Here is a 16,978-nt window from a genome sequence, read left to right as displayed (position 1 = left end):
ACAGCCTCGCCATGTTGCCATAATGGCTGTCCCCAGTGGCCACCCTACACGCCTTCGCAAACCCCGCGCGCTTCCTGAAGATCGCCAAGCCGTTGACACCCGCGCTCTTCTGGGCCGGCGTCGTGCTCGTTGCGATCGGCTGCTGGGCGGGCCTGACGCAAACCCCGCCCGACTACCTCCAGGGCGAGACCGTCCGCATCCTCTACATCCACGTCCCCGCCGCATGGCTCGGCATGGGCGGATGGAGCGGGATCGCGATCTCCAGCATCATGTTCCTCGTCTGGCGGCATCCGCTCGCCAGCGTCGCCGCACGCGCGATTGCGCTGCCCGGTGCGGTGTTCGCCGCGCTCTGCCTGATGACCGGGTCGATCTGGGGGCGGCCGACCTGGGGAACGTGGTGGCAATGGGATGGGCGGCTGACCTCGATGCTGCTGCTGTTCTTCGTCTATCTCGGCTACATGGCGCTCGCGAAGGCCGATGCCGACCGGGGCGGCGATGGCCGCGTGCCGGCGCTGTACGGGGTCGCCGGATCGGTGCTGCTGCCGATCATCCGCTATTCGGTGGTGTGGTGGAACACGCTGCACCAGGGGCCGAGCATCGGCCTCACGCAATCGACGATCGCGGGTTCGATCTTGTGGCCGCTGCCGATCATGCTCGCTGGGTTCACGTTCGTGTTCGCGGGCATCGTGCTGATGCGGATGCGGACAATGCTGGCAGTCGCGAAGACCGAAGCCCGTATGCGCAGGATGGCCAGATCATGAACCCCTGGCCGTTCGTGACTGCTGCATACGTGGTGACGCTGGGGGGCGGCGCGATTATCGCGCTGCTGAGCTATCTGGCGATGCGGAAGGCGGAGAAGTGAAGGCCAAGCATCAACGCCTGACGTTGGCGCTGCTGGCGCTCGGCGCGGTTGTCGTTGCGGGGCTGCTCGCGTTGTCGGCACTCAAGGATCAGGCTGCGTTCTTCTACGCGCCGTCCGACGTGCGCCGCGACGGCCTGCCGCTCGGTCGCGCGGTCCGGCTCGGCGGGATGGTCGAAGGCGGTTCGGTCCAGCGCGCCACGGACGGCATCACCGTGCATTTCGTCGTCACCGACGGGCAGGCGACCACGCCAGTCGTCTTCGCCGGCATCGTCCCCGACCTGTTCCGCGAGAAATCGGGCGTCGTCGCCGAAGGCCAGTTCCGGCCGAACGGCAGCTTCGTTGCGTCGAACCTGCTCGCCAAGCACGACGAGAAATACATGCCGCCGGAGATGGCCGGCAAGATGCACGAGACCAAGTCCCTCGAACCGGACGCGAAACAGTGATCGCCGAAGCAGGTCTCGCCGCACTCTGGTTCGCAGGCGCGCTGGCGGCGTTACAACTGGTCATGGCGGCGATCGGCATCGCGCGCGGTCGCGACGATGTTGCTGCGGCGGTGCGGCCGGTGGCGATTGTCCAGGGCTTGCTGGCATTGCTGGCAATGGCGCTGCTGATCGAGCTGTTCCTCGACTCCGACATGTCGGTCAAGTTGGTCGTCGAGAACAGCCATTCCGCCAAGCCCTGGCTCTACAAATTCGCCGGCGCATGGGGGAACCACGAAGGTTCGATGCTGCTCTGGGTGACGATCCTCGGGCTCGCCGGCGGTGCGGTCGCGATCTTCGAACGCTCGTTGCCCGAACGCACGCTGACCGCCACGCTTGGCGCACAGGCGACGATCGCGCTCGGCTTCTACGCGTTCCTGCTCTTCTCCTCGAACCCGTTCGCGCGGCTCAATCCGGCTGCTCCCGACGGGCTCGGGCTCAACCCGCTGCTGCAGGACCCCGGCTTGGCGTTCCATCCGCCGACGCTCTACACGGGGTATGTCGGCCTTTCGGTCGCGTTCTCGTTCGCGGTCGGCGCGCTGGTCACCCGCGACGTCGGGCCGGCGTTCGCCAAGGCGATGCGGCCCTGGGTGCTGATCGCATGGATATTCCTGACGCTCGGCATCACCGCGGGCAGTTACTGGGCGTATTACGAGCTCGGCTGGGGCGGCTGGTGGTTTTGGGATCCGGTCGAGAACGCGTCGCTGATGCCGTGGCTCGCCGCCACCGCCTTGCTCCATTCGGTGACGGTGCTCGCGACCCGCGATGGCTTGCGCGCCTGGACGATCATGCTGGCGGTCGTCGCGTTCTCGATGTCGATGATCGGCACGTTCCTGGTGCGCTCGGGCATCCTGACGAGCGTCCATGCGTTCGCGGTCGATCCGGAGCGCGGCGCCTTCATCCTCGCCCTGCTCGCCATCTACATCGGCGGCGCGCTCGCGTTGTTCGCCGCGCGGATCGGCACCGTCCGCGCGGGCACGACCTTCGATCCGGTCAGCCGCGAGGGCGGTCTCGTCGCGAATAACCTGCTGTTGTCGGTGATCCTCGGGATCGTCCTGATCGGCACGCTCTACCCGATCGTCGCGGCGAGCTTCGGCGTACAGCTCTCGGTCGGCCCGCCGTTCTTCAACAAGGCGGCAGGGCCGATCGCGCTGCTGCTGGTTGCCGTGATGGCGGTCGGGCCGTTGCTGCGCTGGCGGCGTGACGACGCGAAGGCGGTGCTCGGCCGTGTGATGCTGCCGATCGGCGCTACGGTGGTTGCGGCGATCGCTTTGCTGTTCGTCTGGCCAGGTGTGCTCCCGTGGGCAGGGTTGTCGCTCGCCGCCGGTCTGGCGGTCGCCAGCGTCGCGCCCTTGTGGAAACGCAACCTCCGGCGCACGCCGCTGTTCACCTATGGCATGGTCATCGCGCATCTCGGGATCGCGGTCAGCCTCGCCGGAATGGCATCGGACAGCGCGTTCACCAAGGAGACGCTGGTCGCGGTACGCGCGGGCGAACCGGCGCGCGTCGGGCCCTATACCGTCACACTCGACGGCATCTCGCCGGTGATCGGGGAGAACTGGTCGGCCCTGGAAGCGCGGCTGACCGCAACCCGAGGCAGCAGCGCGAGCATCCTCCGCCCGCAGCTCCGGTTCTTCGCCAACCCGCCGACCAGCACCAACGAATCGGCGATCCTGACCGTGCTCGATGGCCAGCTCTATACCGTCCTCGGCCAGCCGGACGGGCAGGGGCGGTGGCAGCTCCGGCTCTGGTGGAAACCGTTCGTGACGCTCATCTGGTTCGGCGGCGTGCTGATCGCGCTGGGTGGCGCGCTGTCGCTGCTCGGCCGCGTCAGGCGTGAACGGCGTACCGCGATGCGGACGCACTGGGCATGAAGCGGCTCGCACTCTGGGCGCCGCTGGCGATCTTCGCATTGCTGTTCGCGGTGGTCGCGAGCGGGCTGTTCCGGCCCGCCGAGAAAACCGTTCGTTCGGCGATGGTCGGCAAGCCGCTCCCCGATTTTGCGTTGCCAGCGATGGTTCCGGGCAAGCCGGGCCTGACCAGCGCGTCGTTCCGACAGGGCAAGCCGCGGTTGCTTAACGTCTTCGCCAGCTGGTGCATTCCTTGCATCGCCGAGGTTCCGCAGTTGATGGGCCTGAAGGCGATGGGCGTCCCGATCGATGCGATCGCGATCCGTGACACTGCGCCGGCGATCGCGGGCTTCCTCCGCCGCAACGGCGATCCGTACGAGCGGATCGGCAGCGACAAAGCGAGCCAGGTTCAGCTGGCGCTGGGCTCGTCGGGCGTGCCCGAGACGTTCGTGATCGACGGTCGCGGGATCGTCGTGAAGCAGATCATCGGCGATATCCGGCCCGAAAATGTGGCTGAGATCGCCCAGGCCGTGAAGGATGCGCGGTGAGCAGGCGTCACCTAGTACCCCTTCCGCTTGCGGGAGGGGTTAGGGGAGGAGCTTCTTCTCGCTTACCGAGCGCGCGTTTGCGTCATGCCCTCCCCCGACCCTTGCCGCGAGCGGGAGGGGAGTTTCTTGCGGCGCTGTTGCTCTGCATTGCGCCAGCCGCAGCGCAGCCCGTCACCCCGCCCGCCCATTACGCGAACGTCCAGCTCGCCGACCCCGCCAAGGAAGCCTCCGCGCGCGCGCTTATGGAAACGTTGCGGTGCCTTGTCTGCCAGGGGCAGTCGATCGCGGACAGCGATGCCGACATGGCCGCCGACATGCGCGCGCTCGTCCGCCAACGGATCGAGCGGGGGGAGAAGCCCGCCTCGATCCGCGATTGGCTGGTGTCGCGCTACGGGGACTATGTGACCTATGATCCGCCCTTGTCGGGACTGACATGGCCGTTGTGGTTCGCGCCGATCCTGCTTTTGGCAATCGGTGCCTGGATCGCGCGGTCGAGTTTTCGCCGGAAGGTGCGCTGATGGGATATGTGTGGCTGGCCGCGATCGGTGCGGGGGCATTTGCGCTGCTCGCGGTGTTGAAGGTGAACCGCGTTCTTTGGACGATGGTCGCTGCGGCACTCATGCTCGGCGCAGCGGGGTATGCGTGGCAGGGGCAGCCGGGGCTTGCCGGCCATGACGTGTCGACCGGGCCGGCGCCCACGCCCGACGATGGCGCGATGCTCGAACTGCGCGACCAGATGCTGGAGCGGTATACGGGCGCAGCGGCGTATCTGGTCGCAGCGGACGCAATGACCCGGATCGGCGAACGACGGGCGGCTGTTCAGGTGTTGATAGGTGGCATCCGTGTCGCGCCAAAGAGCCTGGTGTTGTGGACGGGGCTCGCCAACGCGCTAGCCGCGCATGACGGCAATCAGGTCTCGCCGCCGGCATTGTTCGCGTACCAGCAGGCAATGCGGCTGGCGCCGAAGCATCCTGCACCGCCGTTTTTCCTGGGCTTGGCCTATGTCAGGGCAGGGGAGTTCGCGACCGCGCGGCCGTATTGGGCGAAGGCGCTGGCGCTGACGCCAGCCAGTATTTCGTACCGCGGTGAAATAGCCACGCGGCTCGCGTTACTGGACCGGTTCCTGGCGATGCAAGATGCAGGAGCGGTTCAACAATAACTCCGCCATCCCGGGAGTAATTCAGGACCCAGAACCAAACTCATTATGCTGAGTGGCTCGGGATCCTGATTTTGCTAGATTGGCGGAGAAAGGGAGCCGGAGGGATTACTGCCCCCGGCCGGTCTTTCCCTGAAGTTCGTCGATTTTAAGCGACGCATCGGCTTTCGTCAGCGACTCGTCGAATTCCTCATGCGCTTCCTCGGACAGCGTCTTGAGGTAGCTCGCCTGTGCACCGGTCATCTTCTCATCACCGGTAGTCCAGTCGTGCGGATCCTTCTCGGCGTTCGAGAACGGTTCGGACTTGGGGTTCGGGGTGTCGGACATTGGAAATTCCTTTCCCCTGTCCAACACGCATGTTCCGTATCCGTTCCCGATCAGCCAACCCAAGCTTCGTAAGGTAAACCTAGATCATCCGCGACCGCCTTGTAGGCGATCTTGCCCTTGTAGACGTTCAGCCCGTTGGCGAGATGCGCATCGGCCTTCATCGCCGCTTCGGCTCCCAGATTGGCGAGCTTCAACGCGAACGGCAACGTCGCGTTGTTCAGCGCGAATGCCGAGGTACGCGCGACCGCGCCGGGCATGTTGGCGACGCAGTAATGGATGACGCCGTCGACCTCGAACACCGGGTCCTCATGCGTTGTGGCGTGCGACGTCTCGAAGCACCCGCCCTGGTCGATCGCAATGTCGACCAGCACCGAACCGCGCTTCATCGTCTTGAGCATCTCGCGCGTGACGAGCTTGGGTGCAGCGGCACCAGGGACCAGCACGGCACCGATGACGAGATGCGCGTTCTTCACCCCCGCGGCGATCGCCGCCTTGGAGGCATAGGCGGTCTTGATCTGGCTTGAGAAGAACATGTCGAGCTCGGCAAGGCGATCGTTCGAGATGTCGTAGATCGTCACGTCGGCGCGCATGCCGACCGCCATCTGCGCGGCGTTGACGCCCGACACGCCGCCACCGAGGATCGCGACCTTCGCCGGCGCGACACCGGGAACGCCGCCGAGCAAGACGCCCCGTCCGCCCTGTTCCTTCTCCAAATAATGCGCGCCGACCTGTACCGACATGCGGCCCGCGACTTCCGACATCGGCTTGAGCAGCGGTAGGCCGCGGCGATGGTCGGTGACCGTCTCGTAGGCGATGCAGGTCGCGCCCGACTTCATCAGGCCCTCGGCCTGCGGCTTGTCGGCGGCGAGGTGGAGATAGGTGAAGAGCAGATGGCGTGGTTCGAGCATCGCGATCTCACCCGGCTGCGGCTCCTTGACCTTCACGATCATGTCCGCGCCCGCGAACACCGCAGCTGCGGTCGGCAGGATGGTCGCACCCGCGTCGACATAATCCTGGTCCTCGAAATCGATCCCCGAGCCGGCCTGCGTCTCGACCACAACCTCGTGACCGGCCGCGACCAGCTCGGCGACCGAAGGCGGCGTCAGGCCGACGCGATATTCGTGATTCTTGATTTCCTTGGGGACACCGACGCGCATTGATTCCACTCCATTATCGTTTGCGCGATAGTAGCTCGCCTTGGACGGGAAGGGTTCGCAAACTCGTGGCGGTAGCGTAGCGGAACTGCACGATGATTGCATCTATCGCAGCGAAAACGGGATTATCTTGAGCATCACGATCGAGCGCAGGATTTTGGACCTGCTTGCCGCCAATTCCGACCTGACGAGCGCCGAACTTGGCGATGCGGTCGGTCTTTCCGCGAGCGCCGCGCATCGCCGCGTCGCGCAGCTTCGCGATAGCGGTGCGATCACCGGCTATCGTGCCGTGTTGTCGAGGGCTGCGCGCGGCGACCCGAGCATCGTCCTGGTCAACGTGACGCTGCGCGACCAGCGCAAGGAAACGATGGCGGCGTTCGAGGCGGAAATCGTCGATTGCCCGCAGGTCGTACAATGCTTCCTGATGAGCGGGGAGGCGGATTACATGCTCCATGTCGAGATCCGCGACGGCGAGACGTTCGAGCGCATCCACCGCGAGACGCTGTCGCAACTCCCCGGTGTCACGCGTCTAGCGTCGCATTTCGTCATCCGTGAAGTCGTCACCCGTTGAAGTTTTCCTGCGAACGCAGGAATCCAGGATCAAGAGCGGTATCGCCCGTTACCCTGGGCTCCTGCGTGCGCAGGAGAACAGGCGTGATCAGCCCCGGTTAATCCACGCTAATCGTCCCGCCGTTGCCGCCCTCTGCCCCCCATGCTAAATGCGCGCGCTTGGGGCACAGGGTGAAATCGGAAATTCGATGATGATTGCTGCACTTCCGGGTCGATTCACCGTCCAGTGAGCGTCGATCAGACCGCCGCGGCCTCGACCGTGCCACCCGCCAGTCTCGATCCCGAGACGGGGCATCATCACTCGGACGGCATGCTGAAGCTCGCCTTCGGCGCAATCGGTATCGTCTTCGGCGATATCGGCACCAGCCCGCTCTACGCCTTCCGCGAAACCTTCGCCGGCCATCACAAGCTCGCGCTCGACGCGGCGCACATCATGGGCGTTATCAGCCTGATGTTCTGGTCGATGATGATCGTCGTGACGGTCAAATACGTCATCATCATCATGCGTGCCGACAACAAGGGCGAGGGCGGCAGTCTCGCGCTGCTGGCGCTCGTCTCGGGCAAGACCAAGACGCGGCGCTGGAGCAAGGGCATCATCCTGCTCGGTGTATTTGCGACCGCTTTGTTCTACGGCGACAGCATGATTACCCCTGCGGTGTCGGTCCTGTCTGCGGTCGAGGGCCTCGCCGTCGCCGCGCCGGCGTTTGCGGGGCTGGTGCTGCCGATCGTGATCGTGATCCTGATCGGGCTGTTCTGGGTCCAGAAGAGCGGCACGGCGCGGATCGGCCTCGTGTTCGGGCCGATCATGCTGGTGTATTTCAGCGTCATCGCGGTGCTGGGCATCCTCAGTATCATCCAGACCCCCGGGGTGCTCTGGGCGCTGTCGCCGCATTACGCCGTCGAGTTCTTCATCATCGATCCCGAGCGCGCCTTCCTGGCGTTGGGCTCGGTCGTGCTCGCGGTCACCGGTGCCGAGGCGCTGTATGCGGACATGGGCCATTTCGGGCGCAAGCCGATCGGCATCTCGTGGCTGTTCTTCGTGCTGCCCGCGCTGATCTTGAACTATATGGGGCAGGGCGCGCTGCTGTCCCGCGACGGCCAGGCCGCACTCGTCAGCCCGTTCTACAATCTCGCGCCCGAAAGCCTCCAGCTCCCGCTCGTCATCCTCGCGACGATGGCCGCGGTGATCGCGTCGCAGGCGGTGATCTCCGGTGCGTTCTCGGTGACCCAGCAGGCGATCCAGCTCGGCTTCATCCCGCGGCTTCGCATCGAACACACCAGCGCGTCGACCGAGGGGCAGATCTACATCCCGCTCGTCAACGGTGCGCTGATGGTGATGGTGATCCTGCTCGTGCTGTTCTTCCGCACCTCGTCGAACCTGACGAGCGCGTATGGCATCGCGGTGACCGGCGCGATGTTTATCGACACCTGTCTGCTCGGCGTCGTGCTGTTCCGCCTTTGGAACTGGCCGAAGATCGCGGCGATCCCCCTGCTGGCGATCTTCTTCACGGTCGATGGCGCCTATTTCGCGGCGAACCTGACCAAGGTGCCTGCCGGCGGTTGGTTCCCGCTGCTGGTCGGCTTCATCATCTTCACCTTCCTGACGACCTGGTCGAAGGGGCGGCAGCTGATGATCGACCGGATGCATGAGGCCGCGATGCCGATCAAGGTGTTCATCGGCTCGGCCGCCAGTTCGGCGTCGCGCGTACCCGGCACCGCGGTGTTCATGACCTCGACCGCGGACGGCGTGCCGCACGCGCTGCTCCACAACCTCAAGCACAACAAGGTGCTGCACGAGCGGGTGATCCTGCTGACCGTCAAGATCGTCAGCCAGCCTTATTGGCCCGCCAACGACCGTGCGGTCCGCGAGGAGCTCGGCAGCGGCTTCCACCGCCTCGTGCTGCGCTATGGCTTCATGGAGGATGCCGATGTGCCAGCAGCGTTGCGCCAGGTCCATAACTGCGGCGCGGACTTCAAGATGATGGACACCAGCTTCTTCCTGTCGCGCCAGACGCTGCTCGCGTCGGACAAGCCCGGCATGATGATCTGGCGCGAAAAGCTGTTCGCGTGGATGCTGCGCAACGCCGAAAGCGCGATGGAGTTCTTCCGCCTGCCGACCAACCGCGTGGTCGAACTCGGTAGCCAGATCGAGATCTGATGGCGTATTCGGTCCATCCCGTTCCGCTCCGCGCGTTCGGCACACCTCACAGTCGTACAGGCGCACCTCCCCGGCGGAGGCCGGGGCCCAATTGGAAAGGTTGCAGTAACGAAGCGCAACCTGCGCCATCGACGTTTCCCAATTGGACCCCGGCCTCCGCCGGGGCGGTGTCTTTATGACGACGGCCATGACCGAAGTGGCACCGATTATCGTCACGGCCCTGTTCGGCCGGAAAGACACCGCGTTCTTCGATGCGATGCGCCGCGAGCACTTCCCGCCCGAGCGCAACCAGCTCGATGCGCATCTGACGCTGTTCCATCACCTGCCACCGTCGGGGCTCGACGAGCTGAAGCACCGTCTCAACCAGGAGACGCGCGGCATTCGCGCGCCGCAGGCCCGCGTCGGCGGCCTCATGTCGCTCGGCCGCGGAGTCGCCTACCGGATCGAGTCCCCCGATCTGGTCGGCATCCGCGCGCGGCTCGCCGACGCGTTCACCGGCATGCTCACCCCGCAGGACGCCGGCGGCTGGCGCGCGCACGTCACGATCCAGAACAAGGTCAGCCCGCAGGTGGCCAAACTCCTGCTCGGCAATCTGCAGCGCGATTTCGCCCCGAAGGACGTCGAAATCGCCGGTCTTGGCGCGTGGTGGTACCGCGGCGGACCGTGGGAAGCGATTTCCCGGCACATGTTCGCTTGACCGCCTCGAAACCGCTTCCTATAGGCCGCGCCTCGCAGGGAAGAACGCTTCCCTGACGGACGGTACGGCGAAGTAGCTCAGTTGGTTAGAGCACGGGAATCATAATCCTGGGGTCGGGGGTTCAAGTCCCTCCTTCGCTACCATTTCGGACGGTGCGCACGGCGTCCCCAGTCCGCATCTTCAGACCGACATATCCGATCACCGAGTGCGGGAAACTCGTCTTCGCAATCCGAAACTGTGGTTCTATTGCCATACGTTAATGGTCAGCCTTCTTGTCGCGCTTTTGGTGCGTGTGGGCGGTCGGCGGTACGGGAGAGACGAGTATGCGTGACAAACGCCCTGATGGGATCACCGATTACACGGGACCGGCCGGCGGCTGGGGCGCGCTCAAGGCCGTCGCCGTATCGCTGAAGGCGCAGCAGATCGTCGTCCGCGGTGGCCAGACGCTGCTCAAGTCGAACCAGCCCGACGGCTTCGATTGCCCGAGCTGTGCATGGCCTGACCCCAAACATACCTCGTCGTTCGAATTCTGCGAGAATGGCGCGAAGGCCGTAGCCTGGGAGTCCACCGCGAAGACGATCGGCTCGGACTTCTTCGCCAAGCATAGCGTGTCGGACATCTGGAAGCAGAGCGATCACTGGATCGAGGACCAGGGCCGCGTGACCGAGCCGCTTCGCTACAATGCCGCGACGGATCATTATGAGGTCGTGAGCTGGGCGGACGCGATGCGCGAGATCGGCGCAGGCCTCGCCGCCGTGCCCGACCCCAATCAGTCCGAATTCTACACCTCGGGGCGCTGCTCGAACGAGGCCGCGTTCCTGTTCCAGCTGTTCGTCCGGATGTACGGCACCAACAATTTCCCCGATTGCTCGAACATGTGCCACGAGGCGACCTCGGTCGGCCTCCCCAAGTCGATCGGGATCGGCAAAGGGACTGTCAGCCTCGAGGATTTCGATCACGCCGACCTGATCCTGTCGATCGGCCACAACCCCGGCACCAACCATCCGCGGATGATGGCGACCTTGCGCGAAGTGTCCAAGCGCGGCGGCAAGATCATCGTATTCAACCCGCTCAAGGAACGCTCGCTCGAACGCTTCGAATCACCGCAATCGGTGGTCGAGATGGCGACGATGTCGGCGACGCCGATCGCGACCAGCTATTATCAGGTGAAGGTCGGCGGCGACGCGGCGGCGCTGAAGGGCATCGCCAAGGCGTTGCTCGCGCTCGACGAGGCGGCCAAGGCGTCGGGTACCGAACCCGCGTTCGATCACGCGTTCATTGCCGAGCATACCGCCGGGCTGGACGACTATATCGCCGATCTCGCGATCAGCGAATGGGTGGATATCGAGCAGGCAAGCGGTCTGACGCGCAGTGATCTCGAACAGGTCGCGCAGATCTATGCAGCGTCAAAGGCGACGATCTGCTGCTACGGCATGGGCGTCACGCAGCACCGCACGGGCACCAGCAACGTGCAGCAGATCGCGAACCTTATGCTTTTGCGCGGCAACATGGGCCGCCCCGGCGCGGGTATCTGCCCCTTGCGCGGTCATAGCAACGTGCAGGGCGACCGCACCGTCGGCATCACCGAGCGGCCGATGACGATGCTGCTCGACAACATGCGCGACGTGTTCGGGTTCGAGCCGCCGCGCGAGCATGGCCATTCGGTCGTCGAGAGCATCGCCGCGATGCGCGACGGCAAGGCCAAGGCGATCGTCTGCCTCGGCGGCAATCTCGCCATCGCCTCGTCCGACCCGCAGGCGTGCGCGGAGGGCTTCCGCAACCTCGATCTCGCGGTTCACATCACGACCAAGCTCAACCGCACGCAGTTGCTGATGGCGAAGGCGACCTATGTGCTGCCGTGTCTCGGCCGCACCGAACTCGACATGCAGGCGACTGGCCAGCAGGCGGTGACGGTCGAGGATTCGATGTCGATGGTCCACGCCTCGCGCGGCTTCCTCATGCCGCCCGGTGAGAATGTGAAGTCGGAGATCTGGATCGTCGGCGAGATTGCCAAGGCGACGTTCGCCGCCAAGGGCCATGCGCCGGTCGCGATCGACTGGGACGCCTATGTCGGCGACTACAGCCTGATCCGCGACAAGATCGAGGCGGTCTTCCCCGCCTTTGCCGATTACAACGCGCGGATCCGCAAGCCGGGCGGTTTCCACCTCCCCAATTCGGCGGCGATGCGCGAGTGGAACACGGAGAGCGGCAAGGCGAACTTCATCGTCACCGCCGGCATCGAGCAGGACGAGACCGCGGGCGATCCGGACGTGCTGCGGCTCACGACGCTGCGCGCGCACGATCAGTACAACACCACCGTCTACAGCCTCGACGATCGCTATCGCGGCGTCTTCGGGCGGCGGGACGTGCTGTTCATGAACGAGCGCGACATGGCGCGGCTCGGGCACAAGGAAGGCGATGTCGTTGATATCGCGACGGCCCTCCAGTTCGCCCGGCCCGACCGCGTCGTCCAGAAGCTGATGCTGGTGCGCTATGCGCTGCCTGACGGCTGCGTCGCCTCCTATTACCCCGAGACGCAGCCGTTGATCGCGCTCGAGGACCATGATCCGCAGAGTTTCACCCCGTCCTACAAATCCATCCCGGTGACCGTCCGTCCCGCCGCCGCCGACATGGGGTCGGATCGCGGCGTAGTACGCGCGGGCATCGTCGGCCACGAGAGCAAAGTACACGCATGAGCACCGGTTATTCGTCGACGATCGACACCTATGCGACCCTCGCGGCGACCAAGGCGGAGGCGCTGCGGCGCTCTCCCGGTGGCTTCTTCGCCGGCGCGATCCTCGCCGGCACCTACATCGGCATCGCGATGATCCTAGCGCTCAGCACGGGCTCGGGGCTCGAGCCCGGCGTCCGCCCGCTGGTGATGGGCGCGACCTTCGGGCTCGGGCTGATCCTGACCGTGTTCGCCGGGGCCGAACTGTTCACTGGTTATGTGATGTACCTGGGCTTCGGTCTGGCGAAGCGGACCGTCAGCGTCGCCGATGCCCTGAAGCTCATCCTCGTCGTCTGGATTGGCAACCTGGTCGGCGGGATCATCTTGTCGGTCATCTTTGCCGCCGGCGGTGGCGGGGCGATCTATGCGAACGCCGACACGATGTTCCATGCCTATGTCCAGCACAAGGTCGAGGCCAGCACGGTCGCGTTGCTGGCGCGCGCGATCCTGTGCAACTGGCTCGTCTGCCTGGCGATCTGGACAGCCGCGCGGATGACCGGCGACGCTGCCAAGTGCATCGCGATGGCGTGGATCCTGCTGGCGTTCGTCGCGGCCGGGTTCGAGCATTCGGTCGCCAACATGACGGCGCTGACGCTGGGCCTGCTCGTCCCGCATTCGTCGATCGATATTTTCGGGATGATCCGCAATCTCGCGATCGTCAGTCTCGGCAACATCATTGGCGGGCTGGTGTTCGTCGTCGGCGGCTATCTCGCCGCCGCAAAGACCGACGCGGTTCTCGCCGCGAAGTAAGCGTCGCTTTGCCTGGCCGCACCGCTTGCGGCTAGGCGAAGACGTTCCACGGATCGTTGACGACCAGGATCGCGTCGCTGCGGGCGAGCGCGAGCAAGGTAAGGCCGTGCTCGCGCGCATGATCGATCGCCAGGCTGGTCGGCGCGGAAATGCCAACCAGCATCGGCGTGCCGGCGATCAGCGCCTTGTCGACCATCTCGAAGCTGATCCGCGAGGTAACGAGGATGAAGCCGTCGATCGGCTCGGCGGTGATCGCCAGCCCGCCGATGAGCTTGTCGAGCGCGTTGTGGCGCCCGACGTCTTCATAGGCGGCAACGATCCGGCCTTCACGATCGCACGCGGCCGCCGCATGAATGGCGCCCGTAGCGGCGTTGAGAGGTTGATGCGCGCGCAGCCCACCGAGTGCGGCAAACAGCGCGTTCACAGGCGTGTCGGGCTTTGGCGGCGTCCTGGGGACGGGTTTGCGGAGCTGTTCGAGCCCCGAGATCCCGCATAGCCCGCAGCTCGTGTCGCTGGTGCGGTGGCGGACGCGGTCGTGGATCCGCCCCTTGCACCGATCGGACAGCCCGACGCGGACGATCCAGCCCGCCTCCGCCTCGAAGATATCGATGTCGCGTACGTCGTCGGCGCTGTCGGCGAGCCGCTCGGTCAGCAGGAATCCGGTCGTGAATTCGGCCAGATCGGCAGGCGTCATCATCATGACCGCATAGCCAAGCCCGTCGATCTCGATCGCAACGGGGACCTCGACCGCGATCGCGCGTTCGCCCGCGGTGATCGAGTCAGGCCGCAGGATCTTGACCGTTTGCGTGCGCGAAGTCGTCATAGGGTATCGAGGTCCTGCGGCGTATTGACGTTCGGGATCGGCGCCCCCGCCGGGATCGGACAAGCGCCGATCGCGTCCGCCCACCCCCGCACCGAACGGCGCGGCACGGTCTCGATATGGGTCAGCAGGGTCTCGAGCAACCGTGTCTCCCAATGCCCGAGAACCGGCGCATCGGGGCAATAGGCCGACGCCCTGCGCGCCAACGCCATCAGCAACCCCTCGGGCAGGTAAGGCATGTCGCAAGCGATCGTCAGCACGGAGGTGAAGCCCAGCCCGGCGGCATGGTCGAGCGCGCCGGCGATGCCGCCCAGGGGCCCGAGGCCCGGACCGGGCCTGTCGGGGATAGTCCCGTCCCGCCCGGCGATCACCGCGCGCTCGACATGCGGCGCCAACAAAGTGCGCGCATGCTCCGCCAGCGCGCGCCCGTGCAACACCGCCTGCGCCTTGTCGGACCCGAAGCGCGACGACTGCCCGCCGGCGAGCACGACGCCGAGGATGCGCTGGCCGCTCAGCGGGTCTTCTCGATCCGCACCGGCACCGATTTCGCGGCTGGAACATGGCTTTCGCGCGCGTGATGCGCGACCGGCATCAGCAGGTTGCACTCGGGGTAATAGGCCCCCAGGCAGCCCTCGGGGATCGAATATTCGACCACGCGCAGCTTGTTCAGCCGACGATCCGAATTGCCGCCTGCGTCGCCGACCAGATCAACGTCATCACCATCGGTGATGCCCATGCGGATCATGTCGCTGCGGTTCATGAACACAATGTCGCGCGTGCCCTTCACGCCGCGGAATCGGTCGTGATAGCCATAGACGGTCGTGTTGAACTGGTCGTTCGACCGTAGCGTCATCAGGCGGAAACGCCCCTCGGCTTCCTCGAACCCGGTCACGTTGAGTGCCTGCGGGATGTTGATCTCCGCCTTGCCGCTCTCCGTCTTCCACTCGCGATGTGCCGCCGGTACGCCCTTCCAGAAGCCGCCGGGCGTGAACATCTGCGCGTTGAAGTCCTTGAACAGCTCCGGATACGTTACCTCGATCGCATCGCGAACGCGCGCATAGTCGCGCACCCACGCATCCCAATCGAGCTTCGGATTGGGAGCAAGCGTGGCCTTGGCGATCCCGGCAACGATCGCCGGCTCGGACAGCAGCGTCTCGGCCGCGGGCGTCGCCTTGCCCTTCGAGCCGTAGATCTGGCTGAACGAATCCTCGATCGACACGCTCTGCGGGCCGGTGCCCTGCATGTCGGTCTCGATCCGGCCGAGGCAGGGGAGCAGGTACGAAGTCTCGCCGGGCAGCAAATGCGAGCGGTTGAGCTTGGTCGCGATGTGGACGGTGAGGTCGAGCCCGCGCCATTTCGGCTCCATCCGCGCATGATCGGGGATCGCGCGTACGAAATTGCCGCCAAGACCGATGAACGCCTGCGCGGTGCCGTCCAGGACCGCCTCGCACGCTTCGACCGTGTCCCAGCCCTTTTCGCGAGGCGGCTCGAAGCCATATTGCTCGGCCAACAGATCGAGCGGCGCGAGTTCGGGCTTTTCGGTGATCCCGACGGTACGCTGGCCCTGCACGTTCGAATGGCCGCGGACCGGGCCCATGCCCGCGCCAGGCTTGCCGATGTTGCCGCGCAGCAGCATCAGGTTGACGACCATATGGACGTTGTCGATTCCGCCGACATGCTGCGTCAGCCCCATGCCGTACACCGCGATCACCGCCTTCGACTTGGCATAGACCTTCGCCGCCGCCTCGATCTCGGTGCGGGCCAGGCCGCTTTCATGCTCGATCGTGGCCCAGTCGGTGCTGCGCGCAACATCGGCGAACGCCTCGAACCCGGTAGTGTGCTCGGCGAGAAATGCGTGGTCGAGCACCGGCAGGCCGTTGATGCGCTTCGCATTGTCGTCGGCTTCGATCAGGTATTTGCACATCCCCATGATCGCGCCGACGTCGCCGCCGGTCTTCAGCTGGTGATATTGCGAGGCGATCGGCGTGGATTTGCCCGTCACCATCTCGATCGGATTCTGCGGATCCTGGAATTTCTCCAGCCCGCGCTCCTTGAGCGGATTGAACACGGCGATCTCGACGCCGCGCTTCGCGCAGTCGCGCAGCGGATGCAGGAACCGCGGGCTGTTCACGCCGGGGTTTTGCCCAAAGTAGAAGATCGCGTCGCACTTCTCATAGTCCGACAGGTGGATCGTCCCCACCGCCGAGCCGATCGCCGACTTCAGTCCGACCGACGTCGTTTCGTGGCACATGTTCGAGCTGTCGGGCAGGTTCTGGCTGCCGTACATCCGCGCGAGCAGGCTATACATGTACGACGTCTCGAGGCTGGCACGGCCCGAGGCGTAGAAGATGACCTTGGTCGGATCATAGGTCTTCAGCTTGGCGCCGATCCCGGCGAACGCCTCGTCCCAGCTGCACGCGGCATATTTGTCCGTCGCCGCATCGTATTTCAGCGGGTGCGTAAGGCGTCCGGCCTGTTCGAGATCATAATCCTTCCAGCCGATCAGCTCGCTGACGGTATGCTGTTCGAAGAAGGCGGGCGTGACGCGGAACGAGGTCAGCTCCCACGCGGTCGCCTTCGCGCCATTCTCACAGAATTCAGCGACATGCGGGTGCGCCGGCTTACCCCAGGCGCAGCTGACGCACGCAAAGCCGTCGGGCTTGTTCTGGCGGGCGAGCTCGCGGATCACCTCGGGCCCGACCTTCTCGCGCGCGGATATCTCTACCAGCGACTTCATCGATCCCCAGCCGCCTGCTGGTGCCGTGTAGTTCTCGATCTCTACGGTCCGGTCGTCGCTCATGGTCATCTCCGCTTTTGTACCCGAACGAAGCGGCAAAGCTTTCGATGCAAGGCCAACAGATTTACCGACGGTTCAA

At 65.2% G+C, this 16,978-nt stretch carries 16 protein-coding genes and 1 tRNA gene; 12 read left to right on the top strand and 5 right to left on the bottom strand.

The window, feature by feature from the left end:
* Positions 1 to 35: 35 nt before the first annotated feature.
* From ccmC to HMP09_RS05615, 6 genes are all read left to right on the top strand, one after another.
* Positions 36 to 761 carry a heme ABC transporter permease CcmC gene (ccmC, locus tag HMP09_RS05640; RefSeq protein ID WP_176499559.1) on the top strand — a complete coding sequence of 242 codons (726 nt, stop codon included), beginning with the start codon at positions 36 to 38 and terminating at the stop codon, positions 759 to 761.
* 97 nt (positions 762 to 858) lie between these two features.
* A complete protein-coding gene (ccmE, locus tag HMP09_RS05635; protein ID WP_176499558.1) occupies positions 859 to 1,305 on the top strand; it encodes a cytochrome c maturation protein CcmE in 447 nt (148 codons plus the stop codon).
* On the top strand, positions 1,302 to 3,215 hold the full coding sequence (locus tag HMP09_RS05630; protein WP_176499557.1) for a heme lyase CcmF/NrfE family subunit: 1,914 nt from the start codon (positions 1,302 to 1,304) through the stop codon (positions 3,213 to 3,215). Before ccmE ends, HMP09_RS05630 begins: the two co-directional genes overlap by 4 nt.
* Positions 3,212 to 3,739 carry a DsbE family thiol:disulfide interchange protein gene (locus HMP09_RS05625; protein ID WP_176499556.1) on the top strand — a complete coding sequence of 176 codons (528 nt, stop codon included), beginning with the start codon at positions 3,212 to 3,214 and terminating at the stop codon, positions 3,737 to 3,739. Before HMP09_RS05630 ends, HMP09_RS05625 begins: the two co-directional genes overlap by 4 nt.
* Positions 3,740 to 3,840: 101 nt before the next feature.
* On the top strand, positions 3,841 to 4,257 hold the full coding sequence (locus tag HMP09_RS05620; protein WP_176499555.1) for a cytochrome c-type biogenesis protein: 417 nt from the start codon (positions 3,841 to 3,843) through the stop codon (positions 4,255 to 4,257).
* Positions 4,173 to 4,898, top strand: a complete 726-nt coding sequence (locus HMP09_RS05615) for a tetratricopeptide repeat protein (RefSeq protein ID WP_232090703.1) — start codon at positions 4,173 to 4,175, stop codon at positions 4,896 to 4,898. The genes HMP09_RS05620 and HMP09_RS05615 overlap by 85 nt, the downstream gene beginning before the upstream one ends.
* 105 nt (positions 4,899 to 5,003) lie before the next feature.
* Here the strand turns inward: HMP09_RS05615 and HMP09_RS05610 are convergent, their stop codons facing one another.
* Together HMP09_RS05610 and ald are read right to left on the bottom strand one after the other, a co-directional pair.
* Complete coding sequence (locus HMP09_RS05610) at positions 5,004 to 5,222, bottom strand: DUF3072 domain-containing protein (protein ID WP_056405507.1); 219 nt, start codon at positions 5,220 to 5,222, stop codon at positions 5,004 to 5,006.
* A 50-nt stretch (positions 5,223 to 5,272) separates the two neighbouring features.
* The gene (gene ald, locus HMP09_RS05605) at positions 5,273 to 6,379 is read right to left on the bottom strand and encodes an alanine dehydrogenase (protein WP_176499554.1); all 1,107 of its coding nucleotides are present in this window, start codon (positions 6,377 to 6,379) and stop codon (positions 5,273 to 5,275) included.
* A gap of 127 nt (positions 6,380 to 6,506) precedes the next feature.
* Between ald and HMP09_RS05600 the strand changes: the two genes are divergently transcribed.
* The 6 genes from HMP09_RS05600 (at position 6,507) to HMP09_RS05575 (ending at position 13,282) form a co-directional block, all read left to right on the top strand.
* Positions 6,507 to 6,947, top strand: coding sequence for an Lrp/AsnC family transcriptional regulator (locus tag HMP09_RS05600; protein ID WP_176499553.1), 441 nt, complete (start codon positions 6,507 to 6,509; stop codon positions 6,945 to 6,947).
* Positions 6,948 to 7,205: 258 nt separating this feature from the next.
* The gene (locus tag HMP09_RS05595) at positions 7,206 to 9,104 is read left to right on the top strand and encodes a potassium transporter Kup (RefSeq protein WP_232090858.1); all 1,899 of its coding nucleotides are present in this window, start codon (positions 7,206 to 7,208) and stop codon (positions 9,102 to 9,104) included.
* Positions 9,105 to 9,291: 187 nt separating this feature from the next.
* The gene (locus HMP09_RS05590; RefSeq protein ID WP_176501593.1) at positions 9,292 to 9,801 is read left to right on the top strand and encodes a 2'-5' RNA ligase family protein; all 510 of its coding nucleotides are present in this window, start codon (positions 9,292 to 9,294) and stop codon (positions 9,799 to 9,801) included.
* 66 nt (positions 9,802 to 9,867) lie between these two features.
* Positions 9,868 to 9,944 (top strand) — tRNA-Met (locus HMP09_RS05585).
* A 180-nt stretch (positions 9,945 to 10,124) separates the two neighbouring features.
* The gene (locus tag HMP09_RS05580; RefSeq protein WP_176499552.1) at positions 10,125 to 12,497 is read left to right on the top strand and encodes an FdhF/YdeP family oxidoreductase; all 2,373 of its coding nucleotides are present in this window, start codon (positions 10,125 to 10,127) and stop codon (positions 12,495 to 12,497) included.
* Positions 12,494 to 13,282, top strand: a complete 789-nt coding sequence (locus tag HMP09_RS05575) for a formate/nitrite transporter family protein (protein ID WP_176499551.1) — start codon at positions 12,494 to 12,496, stop codon at positions 13,280 to 13,282. The genes HMP09_RS05580 and HMP09_RS05575 overlap by 4 nt, the downstream gene beginning before the upstream one ends.
* A 31-nt stretch (positions 13,283 to 13,313) precedes the next feature.
* On the opposite strand, the gene fdhD is transcribed toward HMP09_RS05575, so the two are convergent.
* From fdhD to HMP09_RS05560, 3 genes are read right to left on the bottom strand one after another with little or no spacing between them, the layout of a single operon-like run.
* Positions 13,314 to 14,105 (bottom strand): formate dehydrogenase accessory sulfurtransferase FdhD, encoded by a 792-nt coding sequence (fdhD, locus tag HMP09_RS05570; protein ID WP_176499550.1) that lies wholly within the window; start codon positions 14,103 to 14,105, stop codon positions 13,314 to 13,316.
* Positions 14,102 to 14,590, bottom strand: a complete 489-nt coding sequence (mobA, locus tag HMP09_RS05565) for a molybdenum cofactor guanylyltransferase (protein WP_176499549.1) — start codon at positions 14,588 to 14,590, stop codon at positions 14,102 to 14,104. The genes fdhD and mobA overlap by 4 nt, the downstream gene beginning before the upstream one ends.
* A gap of 23 nt (positions 14,591 to 14,613) precedes the next feature.
* Positions 14,614 to 16,902, bottom strand: a complete 2,289-nt coding sequence (locus tag HMP09_RS05560; RefSeq protein ID WP_176499548.1) for an FdhF/YdeP family oxidoreductase — start codon at positions 16,900 to 16,902, stop codon at positions 14,614 to 14,616.
* Positions 16,903 to 16,978: the final 76 nt, after the last annotated feature.

This window comes from Sphingomonas sp. HMP9 (assembly GCF_013374115.1).
Classification (GTDB): domain Bacteria; phylum Pseudomonadota; class Alphaproteobacteria; order Sphingomonadales; family Sphingomonadaceae; genus Sphingomonas.
This window is presented reverse-complemented; position numbering and strand designations above follow the sequence as displayed.